25 protein-coding genes and 1 pseudogene are annotated in these 24,000 nt (G+C 67.3%); 24 read left to right on the top strand and 2 right to left on the bottom strand.

Annotation, left to right across the window (positions count from 1 at the left end):
• Nucleotides 1–123 precede the first annotated feature (123 nt).
• A complete protein-coding gene (locus tag ACLEJP_RS02385) occupies nt 124–1,275 on the bottom strand; it encodes an acyl-CoA dehydrogenase family protein (RefSeq protein WP_170030161.1) in 1,152 nt (383 codons plus the stop codon).
• Between the two features lie 16 nt (nt 1,276–1,291).
• A complete protein-coding gene (locus ACLEJP_RS02390; RefSeq protein WP_440804253.1) occupies nt 1,292–2,362 on the bottom strand; it encodes an enoyl-CoA hydratase/isomerase family protein in 1,071 nt (356 codons plus the stop codon).
• A gap of 299 nt (nt 2,363–2,661) precedes the next feature.
• On the opposite strand from ACLEJP_RS02390, the gene mdcA reads away from it, so the two are divergent.
• The 24 genes and pseudogenes from mdcA to ACLEJP_RS02510 all read left to right on the top strand — a co-directional run bounded on the left by mdcA (nt 2,662) and on the right by ACLEJP_RS02510 (nt 23,999).
• The gene (gene mdcA / locus ACLEJP_RS02395; RefSeq protein ID WP_440804256.1) at nt 2,662–4,323 is read left to right on the top strand and encodes a malonate decarboxylase subunit alpha; all 1,662 of its coding nucleotides are present in this window, start codon (nt 2,662–2,664) and stop codon (nt 4,321–4,323) included.
• Entirely contained in the window at nt 4,323–5,225 is a 903-nt protein-coding gene (locus ACLEJP_RS02400) for a triphosphoribosyl-dephospho-CoA synthase (protein ID WP_440804258.1), read from the top strand. Before mdcA ends, ACLEJP_RS02400 begins: the two co-directional genes overlap by 1 nt.
• Nucleotide 5,226: 1 nt before the next feature.
• Nucleotides 5,227–5,526 (top strand): malonate decarboxylase subunit delta, encoded by a 300-nt coding sequence (locus ACLEJP_RS02405; RefSeq protein ID WP_440804260.1) that lies wholly within the window; start codon nt 5,227–5,229, stop codon nt 5,524–5,526.
• Entirely contained in the window at nt 5,519–6,367 is an 849-nt protein-coding gene (locus ACLEJP_RS02410; protein WP_440804262.1) for a biotin-independent malonate decarboxylase subunit beta, read from the top strand. The genes ACLEJP_RS02405 and ACLEJP_RS02410 overlap by 8 nt, the downstream gene beginning before the upstream one ends.
• Nucleotides 6,364–7,155, top strand: coding sequence for a biotin-independent malonate decarboxylase subunit gamma (gene mdcE / locus ACLEJP_RS02415; protein ID WP_440804264.1), 792 nt, complete (start codon nt 6,364–6,366; stop codon nt 7,153–7,155). Before ACLEJP_RS02410 ends, mdcE begins: the two co-directional genes overlap by 4 nt.
• Nucleotide 7,156: 1 nt before the next feature.
• Nucleotides 7,157–7,771 (top strand): malonate decarboxylase holo-ACP synthase, encoded by a 615-nt coding sequence (locus ACLEJP_RS02420; RefSeq protein WP_440804266.1) that lies wholly within the window; start codon nt 7,157–7,159, stop codon nt 7,769–7,771.
• Nucleotides 7,768–8,688: a malonate decarboxylase subunit epsilon gene (gene mdcH, locus ACLEJP_RS02425; RefSeq protein WP_440804268.1), complete on the top strand. Its 921-nt coding sequence runs from the start codon at nt 7,768–7,770 to the stop codon at nt 8,686–8,688. The genes ACLEJP_RS02420 and mdcH overlap by 4 nt, the downstream gene beginning before the upstream one ends.
• Nucleotides 8,689–8,769: 81 nt before the next feature.
• Complete coding sequence (gene madL / locus ACLEJP_RS02430; RefSeq protein WP_440804270.1) at nt 8,770–9,189, top strand: malonate transporter subunit MadL; 420 nt, start codon at nt 8,770–8,772, stop codon at nt 9,187–9,189.
• A gap of 2 nt (nt 9,190–9,191) precedes the next feature.
• Nucleotides 9,192–9,956, top strand: coding sequence for a malonate transporter subunit MadM (gene madM, locus ACLEJP_RS02435; RefSeq protein WP_440804272.1), 765 nt, complete (start codon nt 9,192–9,194; stop codon nt 9,954–9,956).
• Nucleotides 9,957–10,190: 234 nt separating this feature from the next.
• The gene (locus ACLEJP_RS02440; RefSeq protein WP_440804439.1) at nt 10,191–12,164 is read left to right on the top strand and encodes a beta-propeller fold lactonase family protein; all 1,974 of its coding nucleotides are present in this window, start codon (nt 10,191–10,193) and stop codon (nt 12,162–12,164) included.
• Nucleotides 12,161–12,805: an SCO family protein gene (locus tag ACLEJP_RS02445; protein ID WP_440804274.1), complete on the top strand. Its 645-nt coding sequence runs from the start codon at nt 12,161–12,163 to the stop codon at nt 12,803–12,805. Before ACLEJP_RS02440 ends, ACLEJP_RS02445 begins: the two co-directional genes overlap by 4 nt.
• A pseudogene (locus ACLEJP_RS02450) lies at nt 12,802–12,966 on the top strand (SCO family protein); the annotation flags it as partial. The gene ACLEJP_RS02445 and the pseudogene ACLEJP_RS02450, both read left to right, overlap by 4 nt.
• Nucleotides 12,967–13,042: 76 nt before the next feature.
• Nucleotides 13,043–13,684 carry a SurA N-terminal domain-containing protein gene (locus ACLEJP_RS02455; RefSeq protein ID WP_440804276.1) on the top strand — a complete coding sequence of 214 codons (642 nt, stop codon included), beginning with the start codon at nt 13,043–13,045 and terminating at the stop codon, nt 13,682–13,684.
• Between the two features lie 249 nt (nt 13,685–13,933).
• Nucleotides 13,934–14,467: a response regulator gene (locus ACLEJP_RS02460; RefSeq protein ID WP_440804278.1), complete on the top strand. Its 534-nt coding sequence runs from the start codon at nt 13,934–13,936 to the stop codon at nt 14,465–14,467.
• 60 nt (nt 14,468–14,527) lie between these two features.
• On the top strand, nt 14,528–16,243 hold the full coding sequence (locus tag ACLEJP_RS02465; protein ID WP_440804280.1) for a GspE/PulE family protein: 1,716 nt from the start codon (nt 14,528–14,530) through the stop codon (nt 16,241–16,243).
• Complete coding sequence (locus ACLEJP_RS02470; protein WP_440804282.1) at nt 16,197–17,018, top strand: hypothetical protein; 822 nt, start codon at nt 16,197–16,199, stop codon at nt 17,016–17,018. Before ACLEJP_RS02465 ends, ACLEJP_RS02470 begins: the two co-directional genes overlap by 47 nt.
• A 1-nt stretch (nt 17,019) precedes the next feature.
• Nucleotides 17,020–17,562, top strand: coding sequence for a PilN domain-containing protein (locus tag ACLEJP_RS02475; RefSeq protein WP_440804285.1), 543 nt, complete (start codon nt 17,020–17,022; stop codon nt 17,560–17,562).
• Nucleotides 17,549–18,112 carry a type 4a pilus biogenesis protein PilO gene (gene pilO, locus ACLEJP_RS02480; protein WP_440804287.1) on the top strand — a complete coding sequence of 188 codons (564 nt, stop codon included), beginning with the start codon at nt 17,549–17,551 and terminating at the stop codon, nt 18,110–18,112. Before ACLEJP_RS02475 ends, pilO begins: the two co-directional genes overlap by 14 nt.
• On the top strand, nt 18,112–18,621 hold the full coding sequence (locus ACLEJP_RS02485) for a hypothetical protein (protein ID WP_440804289.1): 510 nt from the start codon (nt 18,112–18,114) through the stop codon (nt 18,619–18,621). The genes pilO and ACLEJP_RS02485 overlap by 1 nt, the downstream gene beginning before the upstream one ends.
• Nucleotides 18,618–20,483, top strand: coding sequence for a secretin N-terminal domain-containing protein (locus ACLEJP_RS02490; RefSeq protein WP_440804291.1), 1,866 nt, complete (start codon nt 18,618–18,620; stop codon nt 20,481–20,483). Before ACLEJP_RS02485 ends, ACLEJP_RS02490 begins: the two co-directional genes overlap by 4 nt.
• On the top strand, nt 20,480–20,959 hold the full coding sequence (locus tag ACLEJP_RS02495) for a type II secretion system protein (protein WP_440804293.1): 480 nt from the start codon (nt 20,480–20,482) through the stop codon (nt 20,957–20,959). Before ACLEJP_RS02490 ends, ACLEJP_RS02495 begins: the two co-directional genes overlap by 4 nt.
• Before the next feature lie 5 nt (nt 20,960–20,964).
• Nucleotides 20,965–21,339 (top strand): type II secretion system protein, encoded by a 375-nt coding sequence (locus ACLEJP_RS02500; protein WP_440804296.1) that lies wholly within the window; start codon nt 20,965–20,967, stop codon nt 21,337–21,339.
• Complete coding sequence (locus ACLEJP_RS02505) at nt 21,314–21,841, top strand: type II secretion system protein (protein WP_440804298.1); 528 nt, start codon at nt 21,314–21,316, stop codon at nt 21,839–21,841. The genes ACLEJP_RS02500 and ACLEJP_RS02505 overlap by 26 nt, the downstream gene beginning before the upstream one ends.
• Nucleotides 21,842–22,085: 244 nt before the next feature.
• Entirely contained in the window at nt 22,086–23,999 is a 1,914-nt protein-coding gene (locus tag ACLEJP_RS02510; protein WP_440804300.1) for a sigma-54-dependent Fis family transcriptional regulator, read from the top strand.
• Nucleotide 24,000 lies beyond the last annotated feature (1 nt).

Raw genomic sequence — 24,000 nt, forward strand, 5'->3', positions numbered from 1 at the left:
AGAGCGGCCTTGGGTCGCGCCAGGGCCGCATGGCGGCCCCAGCAATTTGTGCATCGAAGCTGACATCTTGGAGCCGCGTTGGCGCCCTGTCGCGACACCAGGCCGCTCAGGGCGCGCAAGGCTTCAAATCGGGTAGTGCTTCAGCTCCCGGGCAATCAGCATCCGCTGGATCTCGCTCGAGCCTTCATAGATCTGCGTGATCCGCGCGTCGCGGTAGTAGCGCTCCACCGGGTAGTCCTCCAGGTAGCCATACCCGCCATGCACCTGGATCGCCATCGAGCATACCCGCTCGGCCATTTCCGAGGCGAACAGCTTGGCCTGCGACGCCTCCGACAGGCACGGCTTGCCGGCGCTGCGCAGGCGCGCGGCATGCAGGATCAGCAGGCGCGCGGCATTGACCTGTACCTGCATGTCAGCCAGCAGGTTGGCGATACTCTGGTGCTCGTTGATCGGCTTGCCGAATTGCACGCGGTCACGTGAGTACAGCAGCGCCGCCTCGAATGCGGCGCGGGCAATGCCCAGGGCTTGCGCGGCAATGCCGATCCGGCCGCCTTCGAGGTTGGACAGGGCGATGGCCAGGCCCTTGCCACGTTCACCGAGGATATTGGCAGCGGGGATACGGCAGTTGTCGAAGGTCACCGCGCAGGTATCGGAGGCGCGGATGCCCATCTTGTGCTCGCTGCGGTCAACCTTGAAGCCCGGGTTGTCGGTGGGTACCAGGAATGCCGACAGGCCTTTCTTGCCCAGCTCGGGGTCAGTCACCGCGAAGACGATCGCCAACCCGGCGCGGCGGGCGTTGCTGACGAACTGCTTGGCGCCGTTGATTACCCACTGGCCGTCCACCAATTCGGCGCGGGTGCGCAGGTTGTGCGCTTCGGAGCCGGCCTGCGGTTCGGTCAGGCAGAAGCAGCCGATCACTTCGCCGCTGGCCAGGCGCGGCAACCACTGCTGTTGCTGCTCCGCTGTGCCATAGGCCAGCAGCGGGCCGCAGCCTACCGAGTTGTGGATGCTCATCATCGCCCCGGTAGCACCGCAGCCGGCGGCGATCTCTTCCACGGCCAGGGCGTAGGCGACATAGTCGGTGTAGCTGCCGCCGAATTGTTCCGGCACGACCATGCCGAGCAGGCCCAGCTCGCCCATCTTGCGTACCACGCCATCGTCGATCCAGCCGGCCTTTTCCCAGGCCTGCGCATGCGGGGCGATCTCGCCACGGGAGAAGTCCCGGGCCATGTCGCGGATCATGATCTGTTCTTCGCTCAGTTCCAGGTCTTGCATCTGTGTACTCCCCGGCTCACAGGCCTTCGAAGAATTGTTCGACGCGCTGGCGCTGCAAGGCGGCCAGGGTCGGCGGGTTCCAGCGTGGCTGCTTGTCCTTGTCGATGATCAGCGCACGCACGCCCTCGATGATGTCGCCGTGCTGGAACCACTGGCGGTCCAGGTGCAGCTCCATGGCAAAGCAGTCCTCAAGCCCCAGGTGACGGCCGCGGCGCAGCATCTCCAGGGTAACCGCCATGGCCAGCGGCGAGCGGCTTTCCAGCTGGTCGGCGGTGGCCACGGCCCAGGCGTGGCTGTCGCCAATGCTGACCGCGCGCAATTGCTCGACGATCGCCGGCACATCGGGCAAGGCGAAGAAGTGGTCGATGACCGGGCGCAGTTTCTCCAGCGGCGCATCGTCGAGCACCTGGGTGCCGAGCCTGGCCAGCAAGTTCTGCAGGTCCTTGAGCGGGTGGTCGCCAAAGCGCAGCTGGTCGAGGCCCTGGTCGAGGTCCGCGAGCTTGTCGCTGGCCAGGTACCAGTCGGCCAGGCCGCAGTACAGCGCATCGGCGGCCTGGATCTGCGTGCCGCTGACGCCCAGGTAGGTGCCCAGCTCGCCGGGGAGGCGCGACAGGAAGTAGCTGCCGCCGACATCCGGGAAGTAGCCGATGCCCACCTCCGGCATGCCCAGGCGGCTGCGCTCGGTGACCACGCGCAGTTCGCAACCCTGGGCCAGGCCCATGCCGCCGCCCAGGGTGAAGCCGTCCATCAGCACCAGTACCGGCTTGCGGTAATGGTGGATGACCAAGTCGAGCGCGTATTCCTCGACGAAGAAGGTTTCATGCAGCGTTTCGCCAGCCTTGAAGCTGTCATGCAGCGAACGGATGTCGCCACCGGCACAGAAGCCCTTGGGGCCCTCGCCACGCAGGACCACGGCCTGCACTTGCGGGTCGTTGGCCCATAGGTCGAAGTGCCGGCGCAGGCTGCGCACCATGTCCAGGGTCAGGGCATTGAGGCCGGCAGGGCGGTTCAGGGTCAGGTGGCCGATGTGGTTGCGGACTTCGGCCAGTACAGGGTCGGTGGCTGAGGTAGTAGCGTGCGCAGTCATTGCGTTCTCCCTGCTTTGTTATTGATTTTCCAAGTGAAGTCTGGAGTTCGCTGGAGGATCGCAGAATCCTGTCATGCGAATTTGCCGTGCACAATCGACAAATCTGCAGGGGGATTCTGCATTTTTGCCTTGGGCAAGCCTAGCGCCACTCTAGCAACAATTTGCCTGGCACTCGAACGTGAGGCAGCCAGACCCGGCGTTCGTTAACTTTACCGTAACGATCAGTCCGTGAGCTTGATTGATGCACCCGTCACCCCGGCCCTAAGGTGGCCCCACGACAGCGAACCCGTGGAGTCACCATGACAACAACACAGAATCCACCGCCGCAATGGTCGCGACGGCGCGCCGAGAAACAGCGTCGCCTTGACCGGGTACGCCACCTCGCCGATGGCGTTGTGCTGCCCACCGAACGTATCGTCGAAGCCCTGGAACTGCTGCTGGCCCCCGGCGACCGGGTGGTGCTGGAAGGCAACAACCAGAAGCAGGCCGACTTTCTCTCGCGTGCGCTGGCCAAGGTCGACCCCGGGCGCCTGCACGACCTGCACATGATCATGCCCAGTGTCAGCCGCGCCGAGCACCTGGACCTGTTCGAACGCGGCATCGCGCGCAAACTGGATTTCTCCTTTGCCGGCCCGCAGAGCCTGCGCATTGGCCAGCTGCTGGAAGACGGCCTGCTGGAAGTGGGGGCCATCCACACCTACATCGAACTGTACTCGCGGCTGCTGGTGGACCTGATTCCCAACGTCACCCTGGTGGCAGGCTTCATGGCCGACCGCGACGGCAACCTCTACACCGGCCCCAGCACCGAAGACACCCCGGCGTTGGTGGAACCTGCGGCCTTCAGTGACGGCATCGTCATCGCCCAGGTCAACCAGCTGGTGGAGCGCGGCGCTGACCTGCCACGGGTCGATATTCCCGCATCCTGGGTGGACTTCGTGGTGGTGGCCGACCGGCCCTTCTATATAGAACCGTTGTTCACCCGCGACCCGCGCCATATCAAGCCGGTGCATGTGCTGATGGCGATGATGGCCATCCGCGGCATCTACGAAAGACACCAGGTGCAGTCGTTGAACCACGGCATCGGCTTCAATACCGCGGCCATCGAACTGATCCTGCCGACCTACGGTGAGTCCCTGGGGTTGAAGGGCAAGATCTGCCGCAACTGGACGCTCAACCCACACCCGACCCTGATCCCGGCCATCGAGACCGGCTGGGTGGAAAGCGTGCACTGCTTCGGCACCGAACTGGGCATGGAGGACTACATCGCCCAGCGCCCCGATGTGTTCTTCACTGGCCGCGATGGCTCGCTGCGCTCCAACCGCATGATGTGCCAGCTGGCCGGGCAGTACGCCGTCGACCTGTTCATCGGCGCCACCCTGCAGGTGGATGGTGATGGCCATTCCTCGACCGTGACCCGTGGCCGCCTGGCCGGCTTCGGTGGTGCGCCGAACATGGGCCACGACCCGCGTGGCCGGCGCCATGCCACCCCGGCGTGGCTGGACATGACCGTACCGGAAACGCTGCTCGAACGTGGCCGCAAGCTGGTGGTACAGATGGTCGAGACCTACCAGGAGGGCGGCAAGCCCACCTTTGTCGAAACCCTGGATGCCGTGGCGATGGCCAGGACAGCCGGCATGCCGCTGGCACCGGTGATGATCTATGGCGACGACGTCACCCACCTGCTGACCGAAGAGGGTATTGCCTACCTGTACAAGGCGCGCAGCCTGGAAGAGCGCCAGCAGATGATCGCCGCTGTGGCCGGGGTCACTGTCATCGGCCTGCGTCACGACCCCAAGGCTACCTTGCGCCTGCGCCAGCAGGGCCTGGTTGCCTTGCCGGAAGACCTCGGCATCCGCCGCACCGACGCCCGCCGCGAGCTGTTGGCCGCGCGCAGCATTGCCGACCTGGTCGAATGGTCCGGCGGCCTGTACAACCCGCCCGCACGATTCAGGAGCTGGTGATGAACGCACTCGACATCCGCGAAACCGCTGCGGTCGCTGTAGCGCCGGGCTTGCCCGTGAACAGGCCAGCGCGGCCAACTGGAATCGCCCTGGCCGACCACCTGGCCGACCTGGCCGTGGAAGCCCTGATCGACGAAGCCGACCTGTCGCCCAAGCCCGGCCTGGTCGACCGCCGCGACAACGGCGCCCACCACGACATGACCCTGGCCCTGATGCACGCTTCGGCGCTGGCCCTGTGGCCATGCCTGCGGCAAATGGCCGAAGCCGCCCAGGCGCTCGGCAGCGTCAGCCAGGCGCTGCGTGCCAGCCTCGGCCACATCGGCCGCGAAGGCGAGGCGGCGATGCTGGCTGCCACCGGCGGGGTCAACACCCACCGTGGCGCCATCTGGGCACTGGGCCTGCTGGTCGCGTCCAGGGCCCTCGCTAGCCACGCTGACGCCGTTACCCTGGCCGCCCGCGCCGGGCGCATTGCACTGCTTGACGACCCGGCCACGCTTGCACACGACAGCCACGGCCAGCAGGTGCGCCGCCGCTATGGCTCGGGAGGCGCCCGCGAACAGGCCCAGCAAGGCTTCCCTGCGGTCATCGGCCACGGCTTGCCACAACTGCGGCGCAGCCGCGCCAACGGCGCCAGCGAGGTGCATGCCCGGCTTGACGCCTTGCTGGCGATCATGGCCGTGCTCAGCGATACCTGCGTGCTCTGGCGCGCCGGCCCACAAGGCCTGCACGCCGTGCAGCAAGGCGCCCGCGCGGTACTGGATGCCGGCGGTAGTGCCAGCCTTGGCGGTCGTCGTCAGCTGCGTGCGCTGGACGCCCGACTGTTGCGCCTCAACGCCTCACCGGGCGGTGCCGCCGATTTGCTGGCCGCCTGCCTGTTCCTCGACAAAGCCGGGAGCCTGTGACATGGAAACCCTGACCTTTCAATTCCCCGCCGCCGAACCGGGCCGTGGCCGCACGCTGGTGGGTTGCGTCAGCTCTGGCGACCTCGAAGTGCTGATCGAACCGGGTACCGCCGGCACCGTGCAGATCCAGGTGGTGACCTCGGTCAACGGTAGCGGCGCCCGCTGGACGCAGTTGTTCCAGCGCCTGTTCGCAGGCCACACCTGGCCGGCCATGAATATCGACATCCATGATTTCGGCGCCACCCCAGGCGTGGTCCGCCTGCGCCTGGAACAAGGCTTCGAGGAGATCGCCCATGACTGACACCGCACGCTTGCTGCGCAGCCGCAGCTTTGTCGAACTGGGCGCCCGCCAGCGTGCCCGCGCCTTGCTCGACCCCGGCACCTTTCGTGAGCTGCTGGGGCCGTTCGACCGGTTGATGTCGCCTTGGCTGCCACGCCAGGGCATCGTGCCGCAGGCCGACGATGGCGTGGTCATCGCCAAGGGGCGGCTGAACGGGCGCAACGCCGTGGTCGCGGCCATCGAAGGCGGCTTCCAGGGGGGCAGCATGGGCGAGGTCGGTGGGGCCAAGATCGCGGCTGCGCTGGAACTGGCCTGCGAAGACAACCGCAACGGCATCCCCACCTGTGCCGTGTTGTTGCTGGAAACCGGCGGTGTGCGCCTGCAGGAGGCCAACCTGGGGCTGGCCGCGATTGCCGAAATCCATGCGGCGATCGTCGAACTGCGCGAATGGCAGCCGGTGATCGGGCTGGTCGCAGGCGCGGTCGGCTGTTTCGGCGGCATGGCCATCGCCGCTGGCCTGTGCAGCCATTTGCTGGTTACCCGTGAGGCGCGCCTGGGCCTCAACGGCCCACAGGTGATCGAACAGGAGGCCGGCATCGCCGAATACGATGCCAGCGACCGGCCGTTCATCTGGGCTCTGAGCGGTGGCGAGCAACGCCATGCCAGCGGGCTGGCGGATGGCTATGTGGCCGATGACATCGAGGCCCTGCGCGAACGGTTGCTGCAACTGCTCGACGAGCCTTCCAGGCAGCGTGCCAGCCAGCACGACTGGTTCCTCGGGCGCCTGGCCCGGCTGGGTGCTGCCTGCCCGCAACTGGACGCCACTGCTGTGCGCGCCCTCTACCAAGGAGAACGCCAATGAACCGTGCCTTGAACTGGCTGCCGGGCCTGGCCGGCGGGCAAGCCTTGCCGGGCTACCCGGCGTCGTTGCGGGTAGTCGACGGTGAACTGGATAACCGCCTGGCGCGCTTCATCGCCGTGGTGCCGGATGCCGACAACCCGTTCCCCCGGGCCCGCTCAGGCGAAGTCGGCTTGCTGGAGGGCTGGGGCCTGGCCAAGGCGGTGCGCCAGGCGGTCGAGGCTGACCGTGACAGCCAGAAGCGGGCGATCGTCGCCGTGATCGACGTGCCCAGCCAGGCCTATGGCCGCCGCGAGGAAGCGCTGGGCATTCACCAGGCGCTGGCGGCTGCGGTGCAGGCCTATGCCCAGGCACGCCTGGCCGGGCACCCGGTGATCGGCCTGCTGGTCGGCAAGGCCATGTCCGGCGCCTTCCTGGCCCACGGCTACCAGGCCCAGCGCCTGATCGCCCTGGACGATGCCGGGGTCATGGTGCACGCCATGGGCAAGGCGGCGGCAGCGCGGATTACCCTGCGCAGTGTCGAGCAACTGGAGGCGCTGGCTGCCGAGCTGCCGCCGATGGCCTACGACCTGGCCAGCTACGCGTCCCTCGGCTTGCTGTGGCGGCGGTTGGCGGTAGCGGACGCCGAGGCACCGAACGCCGCCGACATCGCCCGGGTGCGCGCCTGCCTGGCCGAAGCCGTGCGGGATATCGGCACCTCGACCGATTTGTCATCGCGGCTGGCGGGCGAGCACCGCAGCGCCTCGCGCCAGGTACGCGAACAGCTGCGCCAGCAATGGCAGGGCGTTTGAGATGAACGCGCCAAGGCCGCACGACCTGCTCTGGGGCATGCCCGCCTCGGGCTTGCCTGGTGATGCGCCGCAATGGGCGCGGGACGTATTGCGCGGCGGCCAGCCGGTGGTAGTGCGTCGTGCCATCGTTGACGATGGCTGGGTGGCGGTGGGGTTACGCGGCCAGGGCCGGGCACAGCGCTTGGCGGCAATGATGCGCCTGGCGGATATCCAGCGTCGGCAAGGCCCCGAAGCACTGCGCTGGCAAGCGCAAAGCCGCTGGCCTGCCTTGCAGGCTTTGCGCTCGGTCACCCCGTTACTGGACGCCAGCGGCCTGGCCTGGGGACCTACCGGCGCGGTCGGCTACCAGATCGCTAGCGGTAGCCAGGTCGTCCACGCCGCCAGCGACCTCGACGTGTTGCTGCATACGCCACAACCGCTACCCCGCGCGCAGGCGCGGGAGCTGCTGGATGCCCTCGATTGTGCGCCGTGCCGTATCGACGTGCAGCTGGAAACGCCGGCGGGCGGCATCGCCTTGCGCGAGTGGGCTGGCCTGGCCCGCCGCGTGCTGCTCAGGACAGCCCAGGGGCCACGCCTGGTCAGCGACCCATGGGCAGCCTTGGAGCGTGCCGCATGAGCAGCCTGTTTGCCTTCCCTGGCCAGGGCGCGCAGCAGGCGGGCATGCTGCAGCGTTTGCCTGACGGTGCCGGGCGCTTGCTCGAAGAGGCCAGCGACATCCTCGGCCAGCAGGCGCTGGCGCTGGACAGCCAGCAGTCGCTGCAGACAACCCGTGCCGTGCAACTGTGCCTGCTGCTGGCTGGCGTGGCCTGGGCACGTTGGCTGATGCAACGTAGCCCCGCACCGGGCTACGTGGCGGGCCTGTCGATTGGCGCTTACCCAGCGGCAGTCACGGCAGGCGCCCTGGATTTTGCCGATGCCGTGCGCCTGGTTGCGCTGCGTGGCGAGCTGATGCAGCGCGCCTACCCGCAAGGTTATGGCATGACTGCCCTCAATGGCCTGGACCTGGCCAGCGTCGAGCGCCTGCTGATGGCGGCAGGCGGCGAGGTCTATGTGGCCAACCTCAACAGCGACAGGCAGATCGTCATCGCCGGTAGCGACGCGGCGATGGCTGCCGTGGCCGACCAGGTGCGGCGGCTGGGGCAGGGCATGGCCCGGCGGTTGGCGGTCAGTGTGCCGTCGCATTGCCCGCTGCTGGAGGGCCCGGCGGCGGAACTGGCCAGTGCCTTCGCCACGGTAGAGCTGCGGCGGCCACGCATCCGCTATCTCAGTGGCAGCAGCGCACGCCCGGTGTGCGACCCACAGCAGTTGCGCGACGACCTCGCCGGCAACATGGCGCGGCGGGTCGACTGGCGTGGTACGTTGCGCAACGCCTATGAGCGCGGCGTGCGCCTGCACCTGGAAATGCCGCCCGGCAGTGTACTCAGCGGGCTGGCCAGGCCGGTGTTCGTACAGGGCCGGGTGGTGACCGTCGAAGGCACCCGTTGGGACAGCCTGGATGCGCTTTTGCGCCAGGGGGTGGCCGACGATCGATGAGGGCAGCTGGTCCCTGCCGGCGGCTGTGTGTTCACGAAGGACAACAACAAGCAACTTCGACACTACCTGAGGACAACAACAATGATTATCTATGGTGTGGCTCTGCTGGCGGTCTGCACGCTTGCCGGCGTCATCGTCGGCGACTTCCTGGGCCTGCTGCTGGGTGTCAAATTCAACGTGGGCGGCGTCGGCATCGCCATGATCCTGCTGATTTGTGCGCGCCTGTACATGCACCGCAACGGTGGCATGAGCAAGGAATGCGAATTCGGCGTGGGCTTCTGGGGCGCCATGTACATCCCGGTGGTGGTTGCCATGGCGGCCCAGCAGAACGTGGTCACCGCCCTGCACGGCGGGCCGGTGGCGCTGTTGGCGGCGGTGGGCGCAGTACTGGTGTGCGGCGCCACCATCGCGATGATCAGCCGCAGCCATCGTGGCACCCCTCTGCCGACAGACACCGGCCCCGAAAGCAACGTGCAGGCTGCGCCTGCAGGAGGGCGTTGATCATGTGGCCGATCATTGACAATGCGCTGCAACACAACGCCCTGATCACCGCGTTCGCGGTGGTGGGCGCCATCATGTGGCTGTCGGTGCTGCTGTCGAAGTACCTGACCTTCGGCCGCGTGCATGGCTCGGCCATCGCCATCGTCATCGGCCTGGTGCTGGCCTGGGTCGGTGGCACCCTTACCGGCGGGCAGAAAGGCCTGGCCGACATGGCCTTGTTCTCCGGTATCGGCCTGATGGGCGGGGCCATGCTGCGCGACTTCGCCATTGTCGCCACGGCCTTCGAGGTACAGGCCACCGAGGCTCGCAAGGCCGGCATGATCGGCGCGCTGGCGCTGTTGCTGGGCACGGTGCTGCCATTCATCGTCGGTGCGGCGGTGGCCTATGCCTTCGGTTACCGCGATGCGGTCAGCATGACCACCATCGGCGCCGGAGCCGTGACCTATATCGTCGGCCCGGTGACCGGCGCGGCGCTGGGCGCCAGCTCGGAGGTGATGGCCCTGTCGATTGCCACCGGGCTGATCAAGGCGATTCTGGTGATGGTGTTCACCCCGGTATCGGCGTGGCTGTTGGCGCTGGACAACCCGCGCTCGGCGATGGTGTTCGGCGGCCTGGCGGGCACCGTGTCGGGGGTGACCGCCGGGCTGGCGGCGACGGACCGGCGGTTGGTGCCGTATGGCGCGCTGACGGCTACCTTCCACACCGGCCTGGGTTGCCTGATGGGGCCTTCGATCCTGTACTTCTGCGTACGCGGCCTGGTCGGCTGACGGACCAAGGCGGGCAACGGCACAGTGTGATGGTAGCGGCAGCGAAGCGGTGCCAGCCCGCGAACCGCTGCCATCACTGCCGCCCCCCCGATTCGGGGAATACCGCTGGGGCATCCTCCCCAATCTGTTTCGCTTGCCGACCTGAAGTGTTGAAAAACAAGGCAATTATCTTGTGGCATATACCTTGCTCCGGCCCCTCGCAGAGATCCTGTGTCCCGGAGGTCCGGCATGGCTATGCCACACACTCGCCCTGCTTACCTGGGGATGGCATTTGGCGGCGCACTGATCGCGTTGGGGGTAGCTTATGAAAGCCTCTGGTGCGACCCGCGCGAGCTGTTGCAGGCACCCGCCGACCCGCTGGCCCTGCACCGGTTGAGCCGCGACGGCGTGACCGTGGAGTTCGAGGCCAGGCCGCTGGCCGGGGAGGCGTTGCAGGAGGGCAGCATTGCCAGCATCCGCTTCAAGGTCAGCGACCAGGCCAGTGGCCGACCCCTGTCGGGCATGGCCCCGGGGGCGTGGATCGACCCGACCCAGGCGAGCACCGAGGGCGACCGGGAGCACAGCTGCAAGGCCCGGGTTGCGCTGTTTCTCAAAAGCAGCATCGGCGCAAGGCCGTTGCTCGACCTGAACAGCTACTTCCTGCTGATGCTGAACCAGGACGCCAGCCTGACAGTGATCGACCCGACGGTGTCGGTGGGCGGCGTGACCAGTACCCTGGCCCGCATCGAGCTGCCTGGGCGGCCCATGGACTGGGTGGCCACCGCGGACGAAAAGCAGGTGTTCGTGTCCATCCCCGAGCGTGGCAAGGTCTCGGTGATCGACACCGAAACCTTCTCCCGCGTGGCCGACCTGGACGCCGGCGAGCAGCCGCTGCGCGTGGCCCTGCAGCCGGACCAGCACCGGCTGTGGGTGGGCAACGACAGCAGCGACCCGGCCAGGGGCGGTGTCACGGTGATCGATGTGCCGGGGCGAAACACCCTGAAAACCTTCAACACCGGCAGCGGGCACCACGAAATCGCCTTCAGCGCCGACTCGCACTTTGCCTACGTCAGCAACCGCGCCAGTGGCACGCTGAGCGTCATCGACATCCCGCAGATGCGCCTGGCCAAGACCCTCCAGGTGGGGCCGCAGCCGCTATCGGTCAGCTATTCGGCGCGGTCCCAGGCGGTGTACGTGGTCGATGGCGAAGAGGGCAGCGTGCGGGTGTTCGATGCCCGCAGCCAGCAACTGCGCCACACCGTCCAGGCCGGACAGGGCCTGGGGCCGATGCGCTTCAGCCACGATGGGCGTTACGGCCTGGTGCTCGATAGCCTGGCAAACCAGGCCCTGGTCATCGATGCCAGTAGCGACAAGCTGATCCACCATATTCCGGTGGCCGCGCAACCGTACCAACTGACCTTTACCCACAACTACGCCTACGTACGCAGCCTGGCTTCGCCGCAAGTCAGCATGATCAACCTGGCCAGCCTGGGCGAAGGGCGCACGCCGATCATCCAGGGCTTCGAGGCCGGCCCGGCGGCGCCACGCCAGGCCGGTGAGCTGCCGCTGGCCCAGGGCATGGCGGTGTCGCGCGATGGCAACTCGGTGTTCGTGGTAAACCCGGTGGACAACACCACCTACTTGTATACCGAGGGCATGAATGCGCCAATGTCCGGCTACAACAACCGTGGCCACCAGGCCCGCGCCGCGCTCATCGTCGACCGCAGCCTGCGCGAGGTGGCACCGGGGGTGTACGGCTCGACGGTGAAGATGCCCGCCGCCGGCAAGTTCGACGTGGCCTTCCTGCTCAAGCAGCCGCCGATCATCCACTGCTTCAGCACCGAGGTGGCCGAAGCGCCGGATGCTGGCACGCGCAAGGGCGCGCATGCCGAGTTCATCGGCCTGGACCGGCCCTTGTCGCAGGACCACGCGATTACCGCACGGGTGCGCATCATTGGCGACGACGGCCAGCCCCGCCTGGGCCTGAGCGACCTGAGCCTGCGCTACTTCCTGGCGCCGGCTTCCATGCCGCGCAACCTGCAACTGCAAGAAGTGGGCGATGGTATCTACCAGACGGCCCTGAGCCTGCCCGAAGCCGGCGCCTGGCAGCTGCATGTGCAGTCGCCGTCGCTGGGGCGCAGGTTTGCCGAAGAAAACTACACCAGCCTGCGGGTCATGCCGGCCGCAGCGGTCAACGCTTCCCAGACAGGTGCGAGGAATCTGCGATGACTACCAGGCACGCTTGCAGAGCATTGGCCCTAGCCCTGGCCCTGGCGCTGGCCGGCAACCTGGCACTGGCCCATGGCGACGATGCCGGGCAGCCAGCGGCGGCCACCCAGGAAAAGGCCAGCGTCCGCTTTGCCGATGTATCGCTGTTGAACCAGGACGGCATGCCGGTGCGCCTGGAACAAGACCTGGTGGGCGAGCACCTGGTGGTCATGGGCTTCATCTACACCCGCTGCACCACGGTGTGCCCGGTGGTATCCGCGATCATGGGCAAGGTCCAGCAGCAACTGGGTGGCCGGGTAGGGCAGGACATTCAGCTGGTGTCGATCAGCGTCGACCCGCAACACGACGACGCCAGGCGCCTGCAACGTTATGCCCGGGCCTTCCAGAAGGGCCCCGGCTGGAGCTGGCTGACCGGCACACCGTATGCCATAGGTGAAACACTCAAGGGCCTGGGCTTCAGCGCCGACCTCAGCCGACACCCGCCACTGATCCTGGTGGGTGACGGGCGCAGCGGGCACTGGAGACGTTATTACGGCGTTACCGACCCGGCGGTGCTGATCGATGAGCTCAACCGCCTTGGCGCCCGCCGGGTACACGTCAAAAGCACGGCCATTGCCGACCACCACGAGGTGCAACCATGAGCCAGGCAGCTTCCCGCCGCGTGGCCATGCGCGGGGTCGACTGGCTGGTGCTGGGCGCTTGCCTGTGGATCCTTGCCTCGGTGGCGTTTGCCCGTCAGGGCCATGCGCCTCAGGTGCCGGAGCCGCAGCCGGCAGTGCCGGCGATGGGCGGCGACGGCGGTGGCCCTGGCTGGGCCCCGGTTCACTGCGGTCACCCCGTGCCGGCCGCCGCCGGACAACCCTTGGACGGAGGTTGCTATGCATATGCTGTTGTTGTGCCTGTTGCAGGTGCTGGCCAAGGCCAGCTGGGCCGATGTGCCGGCGGCGCGGGTCAATGGCGTGACAATCGGGTTGCTGCGCCTGGAGTGCTATCTCGGCGTATACCTGCAGGCGCGGGGGCGCGCGGTGACCAGCATCGGCAACCCGACCCTGTACAAGCGCTGGCGCGACCAGGCCCTGGACGAGCTGATCGACAAGGAACTGCTGTGGCAGGAGGCCATGCGCCTTGGCATCACTGTCAGCGCGCAACAAGTATCGGCGCATGTCGGCGAGGTCGAGGCCGCGGTCGGCAGCGTGGCGGTTTTCGAGCGGCGGCTGGCACAGGCGGGCCTGGACAGGGCACAGTACAATGACTACGCCCGGTACGAACTGGCCGCGCAGCAGGTGTATGACCTGCTCAGTGCGGTCGACGCACCCGGCCCGGACGAAGTGCAGGCGTTCTACGAGGCCAACCGGGAAGAACTGCAAGGAGCGCAGAACCAAAGTGATAATGCTTCGGTCATACGCGAACACGGCCTGGCCCTGGCCAGGGCCACGCTCATCGCCCAACGCCAGGCGCATGCGCGCCAGGCCGTGCGCCAACGTTTGCGTGCATCCGCTACAGTGGAAATCGCCGATTGAGGTCAGACATGGCTTTGCCCCAATACTGGGGCTTAACCAATTTGCCCTGTACCGGCAGTTTCCCCGGATATGGGGAAACGGGCCGGTGCGGCTGTCCGCAGCAGTGCCGGTTTCAGGAAAAAAGCCGATCGGTATCAAGGGCTTGAAGCGATACAGCATGACCTTCAACGCCTGGCACGAAGCCTGCTCAAGCCTGTACGAGGGCGCACTTCGCAGACCGGCTGACCGGGCAGTTCTTGGGAGTCGACCTTGGTGAACAGCGTATTGGTAGTCGATGACGAACGGACTCTTGCGCAGAACCTGCAGGCGTATCTGCAGGCGCAAGGCCTGGACGTCCATGTTGCCCACGATGGTGCCGGTGGTATCGAGCTGGCTGCAAAGCTGGCGCCCCAGGTCATCGTGCTGGATTATCGCTTGCCCGACATAGAGGGTTTTCAGGTTCTGGAAGCCGTACGCAGGAACAGGCAGTGCCACTTCGTGCTGATTACCGCCCACCCCACCGTCGAGGTACGTGAGCGAGCTGCCGGGCTGGGAGTGAGTCATGTCCTGTTCAAGCCGTTCCCGCTGGCGGAACTGGCCCGTGCGATTTTCGACCTGTTGGGCATCGAGCGCCAGCACAGGGCTACGGACACCCCGGCTGAAGGGTTCGTCGAGCGACGCCATAACAGCAACGAGTCGTTCCCCCTGCAGTTGTACGATGGCAGCTGGGTACTGGCCGACCGCCGCCGTAACGGCGCCAAGCCCCCCGGCCCGGACGACGACCAACTGCTCACCGGGGAATAGCGGCGCCCGCACCCTTGGCCGAGCCAGTCTGCGACGTGCCCCTGAGCGGAGTCGCAGGCCATGCCAGAAGCATTCGATGCATCACGGGACGCGCTACTGCCTGCACCGGCTTCTTCGCGGGCACCCTGCCCAGCCTACCCGCGCGACCTCCTGGCCCAGGCCCGCCTGCAAAGCAGCGACGAACGCCTGCTCACCCGCCTGGAACAACTGGCCTGCGACACGCCTGACACGTTCACCCGGCGCCTGGGCTTGACCCTGCATTACCCGGTGCTGGACAGCCACACCTTGCTGGCCAGCACCCCACGGTTCGACAAGGTCAGCCTGGCGGTGTGCCTGAAGCGCGAATTCGTGTTGATCGAGCAAGGCGGCCAACTGCTGGGTGTGTTCGCCGACCCCTTCGAGCCTGCCCGGCTGGCCTGGATCGACGATGTACTGCAGGGTGCGCCCCTGTACCTGGCCCATGCCGCCGACCTGGCCACCTTCCTCGCCCGCCAGGAAGAAAGCTTCCACGCCGTCGACGCCCTCGGCCACGACGCCGAGGCCAGCAATGACAGCGGCCCGCTGCAACGCCTGTCGCTGGCCAGCATCAGCGAAGACCAGAGCCGTGTGGTCAAGCTGGTCAACTCCACCCTGTACGACGCCCTCAAGCTGCACGCCAGCGACATCCACCTGGGCATGACCGGCCAGGGGCTGACCATCAAGTACCGTATCGACGGCGTGCTCAACGCTGCCGGCAAGGCCAGTGGCAGCGCCTTCGCCGACCAGGTGATCTCGCGCATCAAGGTCATGGCCGAGCTGGACATCGGCGAACGACGGGTGCCCCAGGATGGCCGTTTCAAGGTCGCCGTGGGCGACCGGCAGATCGACTTTCGCGTGTCGATCATGCCCAGCATCTTCGGCGAAGACGCGGTGCTGCGGGTGCTGGACAAGCAGGACTTGTCCGACCGGGTCAACGGCGTGCAGCTGCAAGCCCTGGGCTTTGCCGAGGACACCCTGCGCGCCTTGCGCCGGCTGGCCGCCGAACCCTACGGCATGATCCTGGTGACCGGCCCCACCGGCAGCGGCAAGACCACCACGCTGTACGCCATGATCAGCGAGATCAACCACGGCGTGGACAAGATCATCACCATCGAGGACCCGGTCGAGTACCAGCTGCCCGGCGTGCTGCAGATCCCGGTCAACGAGAAGAAAGGGCTGACGTTCGCCCGCGGCCTGCGTTCGATCCTGCGTCACGACCCGGACAAGATCCTGGTCGGTGAGATCCGTGACCCGGATACCGCGCAAATCGCCGTGCAGTCGGCGCTCACCGGTCACCTGGTGTTCACCACCATCCACGCCAACAACGTGTTCGACGTGATCGGCCGTTTCAGCCAGATGCAGGTCGACCCGTACAGCTTCGTTTCCGCGCTCAATGCGGTACTGGCCCAGCGCCTGATTCGCCTGGCCTGCCCGCATTGCGCCACGCCGTGCGAGGTAGATGACGACACCTTGGATGGGGCAGGCCTGAGCCGCGCGAGCGTGGCTGGCTGGAGGTTCGTGCGTGCCATGGGTTGCGGCCAGTGCCGTGGCAGTGGCTACCGTGGCCGTAGCGCGATCGCCGAACTGCTGCACCTGGACGATGACCTGCGGCAGATGATCGTCGAGCGCCGCCCACTGTCGCAGATCAAGGCGCTCGCCTGCCAGCGCGGCCTGCGCCTGCTGCGCGCCTCGGCCCTGGACCTGGTCCGCGATGGCCGTACCACCCTCGAGGAGATCAACCGTGTCACGTTCATCTGACCATGGTTCGTGTCGATACACGGCGGTGCTCGGCGCCGAGGGGGTCGGCCTGGGTTGCTGGCAGGCCAACCGTCAGCACTGGCTGGGCAGCCGTGCCTTCACCTGCGCCGTCGGCCAAGCGCCCTGGGTGGCGGCCGTCGACGCACTGGCCGCCATGCTGAGCGAGCGTGGCGCAGGCGGCGCCCAGTTGCGGGTGTTGCTGTCGGCCCGCTACAGCCGCTTCTGCCTGGTGCCCTGGAGCGATGTCATCGGCCACCCGCGCGAACTGGACGCCTATGCCCGGGCCTGCTTCGAAGCGCTCTACGGGCAGACCCTGGACGACTGGCGCATCGTCCTGTCGCCGGAGCCTGCCGGTGCCGCGCGTATCGCCACGGCGCTGCCCGAAGCCTTGTTGTTGCGGCTGCAGGCGCTCGGCCGCGACCACCACCTGAGCCTGCGCTCGGTGCAGCCGTACCTGATGGCCGCCTACAACCGATGCACGGAGCAGCTGGCGCAGGGCGACTTCCTGTTCGTCCTGGCCGAGCCACAGCGCAGCGTGCTGCTGCTGGCCGCCGGGGGGGCCTGGCAGCAAGTGCTGGCGCAAGGTTGTGCCGACAGCGACCAGGCCCTGCAGGCGCTGATCGAGCGGACCTGCGAGCTGTATGGCGAGCCCCTGCCACCGGTCTACCTGCATGCCCCGGCGCGGGTTGATGTGCCGCGGGTGGCGGCGCTGCAGCTGTGCCCACCGGCCAGCGATGCCGACCCGTTGTGTGCCATGTGGCGGGCGGTGGCCTGAGATGCGCCGCCTCGACCTGGAATTCCAGCCCCGGCGCAGTGGCCCGCTGGCCTGGTCGCTGCTTGCACTGGGCTGCGCCGTGGTCGCCGGCCTGTTGCTGCTGCAACAGCGCCTGCAGGCCGAGCAGGTCGAACGGCAGGCCAGCGTGCACAACCTGGAACTGCAGCTGGGCCGCCGTCCGGCCAGCGCCGCGCCGCTGAGCAGCGCGGCCAGCCGCGAGCAGGCCGAGCGCCTGGCGCAGATGCAAAGCGTCTCGCAGCAGTTGCAACGGCCGTGGCAGCAACTGTTCGCCATGCTGGAGGCGCAGCCGCAGGACGACGTGGCGCTGCTCAGCCTGGCGCCTGACGCGCGCAAGGGCCAGCTGCGCATCGCCGCCGAGGCGCGCAACCTCGAAGCGATGTTGCAATACCACCAGCGCCTGGAGGCCAGTGCCGAGCTCAGCGACGTGTCGTTGCTCAACCACGAGGTGCTGGCCAGCCAGCCCGAGCAGCCTGTGCGTTTCACCCTCACGGCCACCTGGGAGACCGGCCATGCGCGCCCGTGAACCGCTGAACAGGCTGATCCTGCAGGAGCGCCTGCGTCGTCTCGGCCCGGTCGGCGTGGCGGCTGCCATCGTCGCGTTGCTGGCGCTGGGCGTACTGTGTGCCGAGGTCTTGCCGCAATGGCAGGCGATTCGCGAGCTGCGTGCCAGCGAAGCGGATGCCCGGCTGCAGCTGGAGCGGGTCAGACGCGGCGAGCTGAAGATCGCCACCCAGCCCGAGCAACAGGCCCTCGACAGCCTGCGCCAGCAACTGCCGGGGCAGCCCCAGGCCAGCGCGCTGATCGAACGCTTGTACCACCTGGCCAGCGCCGAGCAGATCAGCCTGGCCCATGGTGAATACGCCTTGGGCATCGACCCCAAGACCCAGCTGGCACGCTATCAGATCGTGCTGCCGGTGCATGGCAGCTACCTGCAGATTCGCGGTTTCGTCCGTGGCCTGCTCAAGCAGCTGCCGACCCTGGTGCTGGAAGACCTGGAGCTGCAACGCAAACGTATCGGCGACAGCGAGCTCGACGCCCGCCTGCGCATGACCCTTTACCTGTCGAGGTCGTGATGAACACACAGCGTGCAGTCATCTGGGCCGGCTTTCTCGGCGTGAGCGCGGCGCTGGCCTGGGCGCCGGGCCACTGGTTCGGCCAGGAGGACGGGGGCGTGGCGTTCGCCGGCAAGTACGCGGCCACCCAGCCGGCAGGCAATGCCGGGCCGGTGGCAGCGGCTTCAGCGGCGAAAGGGCCGGAGCCGGCGCCCAGGGACCTGTTCCCCACCCAGCAGTGGAGCGCCCCCGAGGCCCTGGCCAGCATCACCGAACAGCCCGAGGCTGCCTCCCCGGCCGTACCTCAGGCGCCCACCGCGCCGGCCTTGCCATTCCAGTTCATCGGCCGCATCGGCGACCGTGACGACCTGCAGATTTTCCTGCAGAGCGGCGAAAAGCTCTACGTCGTGCGCCAGGGCGACGTCATCGATGACACCTACCGCCTCGACCGCGTCTCGGCCAGTGAGCTGAGCCTGGTCTACCTGCCTTTGCATCAGCCGCAGACCTTGTCTGTAGGGAGCGCTCCATGAAGTCGTCAACGCTGTGCAAGCCGGCCCCGTTCCTGCTCGTGGCGCTGTGCGTGGCCATTGCCGGCTGCGCTTCCAATGCGGTACGCGAGGACAGTGACCAGCTGATGCGGGAGGGCCAGTACGAGGCGGGCATCGCGCAGCTGGAACAGGCCCTGCTCGAAGACCCGCGCGACACCGAGCTGAACATTGCCCTGGCACACAGCCGCCAGGCCGCAGTGGAGGCGCTGCTGACCCAGGCCGATGCCAGTCGCGTCCGCCATGACTTCGCCGCTGCGCGCATGGGGTATGGCCGGGTACTGACCCTGGAGCCGAACAACCGCCGCGCGCAGGAAGGCATCCGCCAGCTGGAGCTGATCCGCACCCTCGACGAGCGCGTCGCGCTGGGCCAGGCGGCGCTACGCCAGGGTGACCTGTTCGGCGCCGAGCGCTACATGCGCGAAGTGTTGCGCCTGGACCCGCAGAACCAGAAGGGCCTGGCCCTGCGCAGCGACATCGAGAATGTCCAGGCGCGTACCGCGCAGCCTTACCCGCAACTGCGCAGCAAGCTGGAGCGGCCGGTAACCCTGGAGTTCCGCGATGCCAACCTGAAGAGCATCTTCGAAGTGCTGTCCCAGGTCGCCGGCATCAACTTCATCTTCGACAAGGACCTGCGCCCGGACATGAAGGCGACCATCTTCGTCCGCGATCTGCGCATCGAGGACGCCGTGGCACTGTTGCTCGAGCAGAACCAGTTGCGCCAGAAGATCGTCAACGAAAACACCCTGATGATCTACCCCGACTCGCCGCAGAAGGCCAAGGACTACCAGGAGCTGGTCATGCGCACGTTCTACCTGACCAGCATCGATGCCAATACCGCACTGAACATGGTCAAGACCATGCTCAAGACCCGCGACGTGTTCGTCGACGAACGCCTCAATACCCTGACCATGCGCGACACCCCCGATGCCGTGCGCATGGCCGAAAAACTGCTGCAATCGCAAGACCAGTCCAACCCCGAGGTGGTCCTGGAGGTGGAGGTGATGGAAGTGGCCACTTCGCGCATCCTCGACCTCGGCCTGCAATGGCCCAACACCTTCGGTGTGCTCACCTCCGATGGCCAGCCGGTCAGCGTGCTCGACCAGCTCAAGGGCATCGATTCCAGCCGCATCAGCATCTCCCCGGCACCACAGGCCAAGATCAACGCCCAGGACAAGGACATCAATACCCTGGCCAGCCCGGTGATCCGGGTCAGCAACCGCGAGCAGGCGCGCATCCACATCGGCCAGCGGGTACCGATCATCAGCGCCACGTCGGTGCCCTCCACCCAGGGCCCGGTGATTACCGAAAGCGTCACCTACCTGGACGTCGGCCTGAAGCTTGAAGTGCAGCCGACCGTGCACCTGAACAACGAAGTGGCGATCAAGGTGGCCCTGGAAGTGAGCAACGCCACGCCGCTGGAACCGACGCGCCAGGGCACCATCCCGGTCCAGGTCGACACCCGCAACGCGCAGACCAGCCTGCGCCTGCACGATGGCGAAACCCAGGTGCTGGCAGGCCTGGTGCGCAACGACCACAACGCCAGTGGCAACAAGATCCCCGGGCTGGGGGACATCCCCGGCCTGGGCCGGCTGTTCGGCAGCAACAAGGACGACATGAGCAAGTCGGAGCTGGTGCTGGCAATCACCCCGCGCATCGTGCGCAACCTGCCGTACCAGAGCCCGTCGGATATGGAGTTCGCCACCGGCACCGAGTCGGCCATGCAGGTGCGCCAGATGACGCCATTGCCGCCGGCGGACGTGCCGGGCAATGCACCCGCCAGCGATGCACCGGTAGTAGACAGCCAGATGGCCGTCGCCCCGGTGAAACGGAGCCCGCAGCCATGACCGGGCAGCGCTGCATGCGCGGCTTCAGCCTGATCGAAGTGGTGCTGACCCTGGCATTGCTCGGGCTGCTCGCCAGCATGGCCGCACCGCTGACCGAAACCGTGGTGCGCCGCGGCAAGGAGCAGCAGCTGCGCGAGGCGCTGTACCAGATCCGCGATGCCATCGATGCCTACAAGCGGGCGTTCGATGCCGGCTATATCGAGAAGCGTCTGGATGCCAGCGGCTACCCGCCGAACCTGCAGGTACTGGTCGAAGGTGTTCGCGATGTGCGCAGTGCCAAGGGCGCCAAGTTCTATTTCCTGCGGCGCATTCCGCACGACCCGCTGCTGGCCGCCAGGCATGACGACGCTGGCGGCTGGGGCCTGCGCGCCTACGACAGCAGCCCGGACAACCCGCGCGAAGGTGAAGACGTGTTCGACGTGTACTCCAGGGCCCGTGGCAAAGGCCTCGACGGCATTCCCTACCGGCAATGGTGACAGCCATGAAACGCCGCACAGGCTTCACCTTGATCGAGCTGCTGGTGGTGCTGGCGATCATCGCCACGCTGATGACCATCGCCATGCCGCGCTACTTCAACAGCCTGGAAAGCGCGCGCGAAGCCACCTTGCGCCAGAGCCTGGCGGTGCTGCGCGAAGCGCTGGACCATTACTACGGCGACACCGGCCACTACCCGGACTCGCTGGAGCAACTGGTGGAACAACGCTATTTGCGCAACACCCCGGTCGACCCGATCACCGAGCGCAGCGATGCCTGGCAGCTGGTGCCGCCACCCGAAGGCGTGGGCGGCGGGGTGGCCGATGTCAAGAGCGGTGCTACCGGGAGGGCCCGCGATGGCAGCCTGTTCGCGGAATGGTAAGGCCAACCGCGGCTTCACCTACCTCGGCGTGCTGCTGCTGATTGCCGTCAGCAGCGTGGCCCTGGCCGCCACGGGCACGCTGTGGACCAGTGCTGGCCAGCGCGATCGTGAACGCCAGTTGCTGTGGGTCGGCGGCCAGTACGCCCAGGCCCTGCGCAGCTACTACCGCGCCTCGCCGGGGTTGGCCCAGTACCCACAGGCGCTGGCCGACCTGCTGCAGGACAACCGCTTCCCGCAGGCCCGGCGGCACATTCGCCGGTTGTACCCCGACCCGATCACCAACAGCCAGGAGTGGGGCTTGCTGCGCGGGCTCGACGGCCGTATCACCGGCATCCACAGCCGCTCCGACGCCACCCCGTTCAAGCGCAGTGGCTTCGAGACGCAGTTCTCCGCTTTCGAGGGCCTGGAACACTACAGCGACTGGCAGTTTGTCGCCGAGCAGCCGTTCAATGAAAGCGCCGATGGCGCCCGTACCCATGCCGGCCCGGGAGACGCACCCTGAAACGCCTACCTTGACGCATGTCTTGAGCCACGCAAACCGGCTGACAACCATGGCCGCACAGGCATGGCCTCGTTGCAACAAATGTGGGAGCGGATTTATCCGCGATGCGCCGCGCGGGCGGCGCTCGAACTCACAGGCGCCACACCTCGTGAGGCATGCACCTCGACGCCGACAGAAATCTCCCCCACACTGCGGAAAAAACACCAAGCCCGTTGCCCGATCCAGGGCACAGCTGGAGCAACAAATGGCGCGACAATTGCCCATAACAAACGCCCACGACCCGCTGCATGAATCCCGCCAGGCCCGCCTCAAGCTGGCCAGCGAAGGCGAGCTGCCATCGGGCATGCTGCGCGACGAGATCGATGCCTCCTGGCGCCGCAGCCTCGGCCATGGCCTGGACTGCCTGCAGGGCGAGCAGGTCGGCCTGGGCCTGGAGCACGGCCATGACCTGCGCATGCTGCTGGAGCGCAACCGCCTGCTGGTCGACGCCGTCACTCCCGAACTGGACTACCTGGTCGCGCGCCAGGGCAAGGCCGGTATCGTCATCCTCGGTGATGCCCAGGCCAACGTGCTGGCGATCGAGGGCCAGACCCACGTGCTCAGCCGCGAGGGCCTGCGCGACCTGCACCCGGGCAGTTGCTGGAGCGAGTCGCTGCGCGGCACCAATGCCATCGGTACGGCGGTGGTCGAAGGCCGGCCGACGCTGATCAATTGCGGCGAACACTACCTGGACCGCCTCAGCCCGTTCTCCTGCACCTCCGTACCGCTGCGCGACCCGCGCGGCGAAGTGATCGGCGTGCTGGACATCACCCGCGAGGGGGTGATGGCGCAGCCACAGGACAGCCTGACCACGCTGATGCTGGCGGCCGGCAACATCGAAAGCCGGCTGTTCGGCCTGTGCCACCCCGAGCAGCTGGTGCTGGCCTTCCACAGCCGCCCGCAGTACCTCAACAGCGCCTGGCATGGCCTGCTGGCCCTGAGCCTGGATGGCGAAGTGCTGGCCGCCAACGACAGTGCCTGCCAGCTGCTGCAGGTGCCACGCCATGAGCTGATCGGCCGGCGCAGCAGCGACTTGCTGGGCGAGCGTTCGCCCGCCTTCATTGCGCGCTTGTGGCAGGGTGGGGTGAGCAGCGTGCAAACGGCCAAGGGCGAGTTCCACTTTCGCGCCCTGCAGCTGCCGCGCCATGGCCGGGTCAACGCCGGCACGCCGGCCAGCAAGCCGGCAGCGGGCCAGCAGGCGCCGGCACTCGATGCCCTGGCCGGGGGTGACGCGCGCCTGGCGCGCAACTTGCGCATGGCCCGCCAGGGCTTGGGCAATGGCCTGCCGGTGCTGCTGCTGGGCGAGACCGGCACCGGCAAGGAGGTGGTCGCCCGGGCCCTGCACCAGGCCAGCCCGCGCGCCGGCAAACCGTTCGTGGCGGTCAACTGCGCGGCCATTCCCGAAGGGCTGATCGAGTCCGAACTGTTTGGCTACCGCGAGGGAGCGTTTACCGGTTCGCGCCGGGGCGGCATGGTCGGGCGGCTGATGCAGGCGCATGGCGGCACGCTGTTCCTCGACGAGATCGGCGACATGCCGCTGGCCCTGCAGGCGCGCTTGCTGCGCGTATTGCAGGAGCGCCGGGTGGCGCCGCTGGGGGCAGGAGACGAGCAGGATATCGATGTGGCGCTGATCTGCGCCACCCACCGCGACCTCAAGCGCCTGGTACAGGAACAGCATTTCCGCGAAGACCTGTACTACCGGGTCAACGGCGTGTCGCTGCGCCTGCCGGCATTGCGTGAGCGCGATGACCTGGCGGCGATCATCCAGGGGCTGCTGGACAAGTCGGATGCGCGCGGCGTCACGCTTGACCCGGGGTTGACCGCGTTGCTCGAAGGGTTCGACTGGCCAGGCAACATCCGCCAGCTGGAGATGGTCGTACGCACCGCGCTGGCCATGCGCGAGGACGGCGAGCAGGTGCTGACCCTGGAGCACCTCACCGATTGCCTGCTGGAAGAACTGGCCAGCGGCACGACACCCTCCGGCAGCCTCAAGGACAACGAACTGGAGCTGATCCGCGGCGCCCTGGCGCGCCACCAGGGCAACGTGTCGGCCGCCGCCGAGGCGCTCGGCATCAGCCGGGCAACGCTGTACCGCAAGCTCAAACCGTTGCGCGGCTGAC

Origin of the sequence: Pseudomonas sp. SMV7, assembly GCF_052041995.1 — a bacterium.
Classification (GTDB): domain Bacteria; phylum Pseudomonadota; class Gammaproteobacteria; order Pseudomonadales; family Pseudomonadaceae; genus Aquipseudomonas.

Coding starts and splice junctions, on each gene's coding strand:
- madM (WP_440804272.1), top strand. CDS start 9,192: ATGTGGCCGATCATTGACAATGCGCTGCAACACAACGCCCTGATCACC.
- ACLEJP_RS02510 (WP_440804300.1), top strand. CDS start 22,086: ATGGCGCGACAATTGCCCATAACAAACGCCCACGACCCGCTGCATGAA.
- ACLEJP_RS02505 (WP_440804298.1), top strand. CDS start 21,314: ATGGCAGCCTGTTCGCGGAATGGTAAGGCCAACCGCGGCTTCACCTAC.
- ACLEJP_RS02500 (WP_440804296.1), top strand. CDS start 20,965: ATGAAACGCCGCACAGGCTTCACCTTGATCGAGCTGCTGGTGGTGCTG.
- ACLEJP_RS02445 (WP_440804274.1), top strand. CDS start 12,161: ATGACTACCAGGCACGCTTGCAGAGCATTGGCCCTAGCCCTGGCCCTG.
- ACLEJP_RS02420 (WP_440804266.1), top strand. CDS start 7,157: ATGAACGCGCCAAGGCCGCACGACCTGCTCTGGGGCATGCCCGCCTCG.
- mdcH (WP_440804268.1), top strand. CDS start 7,768: ATGAGCAGCCTGTTTGCCTTCCCTGGCCAGGGCGCGCAGCAGGCGGGC.
- ACLEJP_RS02405 (WP_440804260.1), top strand. CDS start 5,227: ATGGAAACCCTGACCTTTCAATTCCCCGCCGCCGAACCGGGCCGTGGC.
- ACLEJP_RS02455 (WP_440804276.1), top strand. CDS start 13,043: ATGCATATGCTGTTGTTGTGCCTGTTGCAGGTGCTGGCCAAGGCCAGC.
- mdcE (WP_440804264.1), top strand. CDS start 6,364: ATGAACCGTGCCTTGAACTGGCTGCCGGGCCTGGCCGGCGGGCAAGCC.
- ACLEJP_RS02485 (WP_440804289.1), top strand. CDS start 18,112: ATGAACACACAGCGTGCAGTCATCTGGGCCGGCTTTCTCGGCGTGAGC.
- ACLEJP_RS02475 (WP_440804285.1), top strand. CDS start 17,020: ATGCGCCGCCTCGACCTGGAATTCCAGCCCCGGCGCAGTGGCCCGCTG.
- ACLEJP_RS02440 (WP_440804439.1), top strand. CDS start 10,191: ATGCCACACACTCGCCCTGCTTACCTGGGGATGGCATTTGGCGGCGCA.
- pilO (WP_440804287.1), top strand. CDS start 17,549: ATGCGCGCCCGTGAACCGCTGAACAGGCTGATCCTGCAGGAGCGCCTG.
- ACLEJP_RS02465 (WP_440804280.1), top strand. CDS start 14,528: ATGCCAGAAGCATTCGATGCATCACGGGACGCGCTACTGCCTGCACCG.
- ACLEJP_RS02400 (WP_440804258.1), top strand. CDS start 4,323: ATGAACGCACTCGACATCCGCGAAACCGCTGCGGTCGCTGTAGCGCCG.
- ACLEJP_RS02495 (WP_440804293.1), top strand. CDS start 20,480: ATGACCGGGCAGCGCTGCATGCGCGGCTTCAGCCTGATCGAAGTGGTG.
- ACLEJP_RS02470 (WP_440804282.1), top strand. CDS start 16,197: ATGGCCGTACCACCCTCGAGGAGATCAACCGTGTCACGTTCATCTGAC.
- ACLEJP_RS02410 (WP_440804262.1), top strand. CDS start 5,519: ATGACTGACACCGCACGCTTGCTGCGCAGCCGCAGCTTTGTCGAACTG.
- ACLEJP_RS02390 (WP_440804253.1), bottom strand. CDS start 2,362: ATGACTGCGCACGCTACTACCTCAGCCACCGACCCTGTACTGGCCGAA.
- ACLEJP_RS02490 (WP_440804291.1), top strand. CDS start 18,618: ATGAAGTCGTCAACGCTGTGCAAGCCGGCCCCGTTCCTGCTCGTGGCG.
- ACLEJP_RS02385 (WP_170030161.1), bottom strand. CDS start 1,275: ATGCAAGACCTGGAACTGAGCGAAGAACAGATCATGATCCGCGACATG.
- madL (WP_440804270.1), top strand. CDS start 8,770: ATGATTATCTATGGTGTGGCTCTGCTGGCGGTCTGCACGCTTGCCGGC.
- mdcA (WP_440804256.1), top strand. CDS start 2,662: ATGACAACAACACAGAATCCACCGCCGCAATGGTCGCGACGGCGCGCC.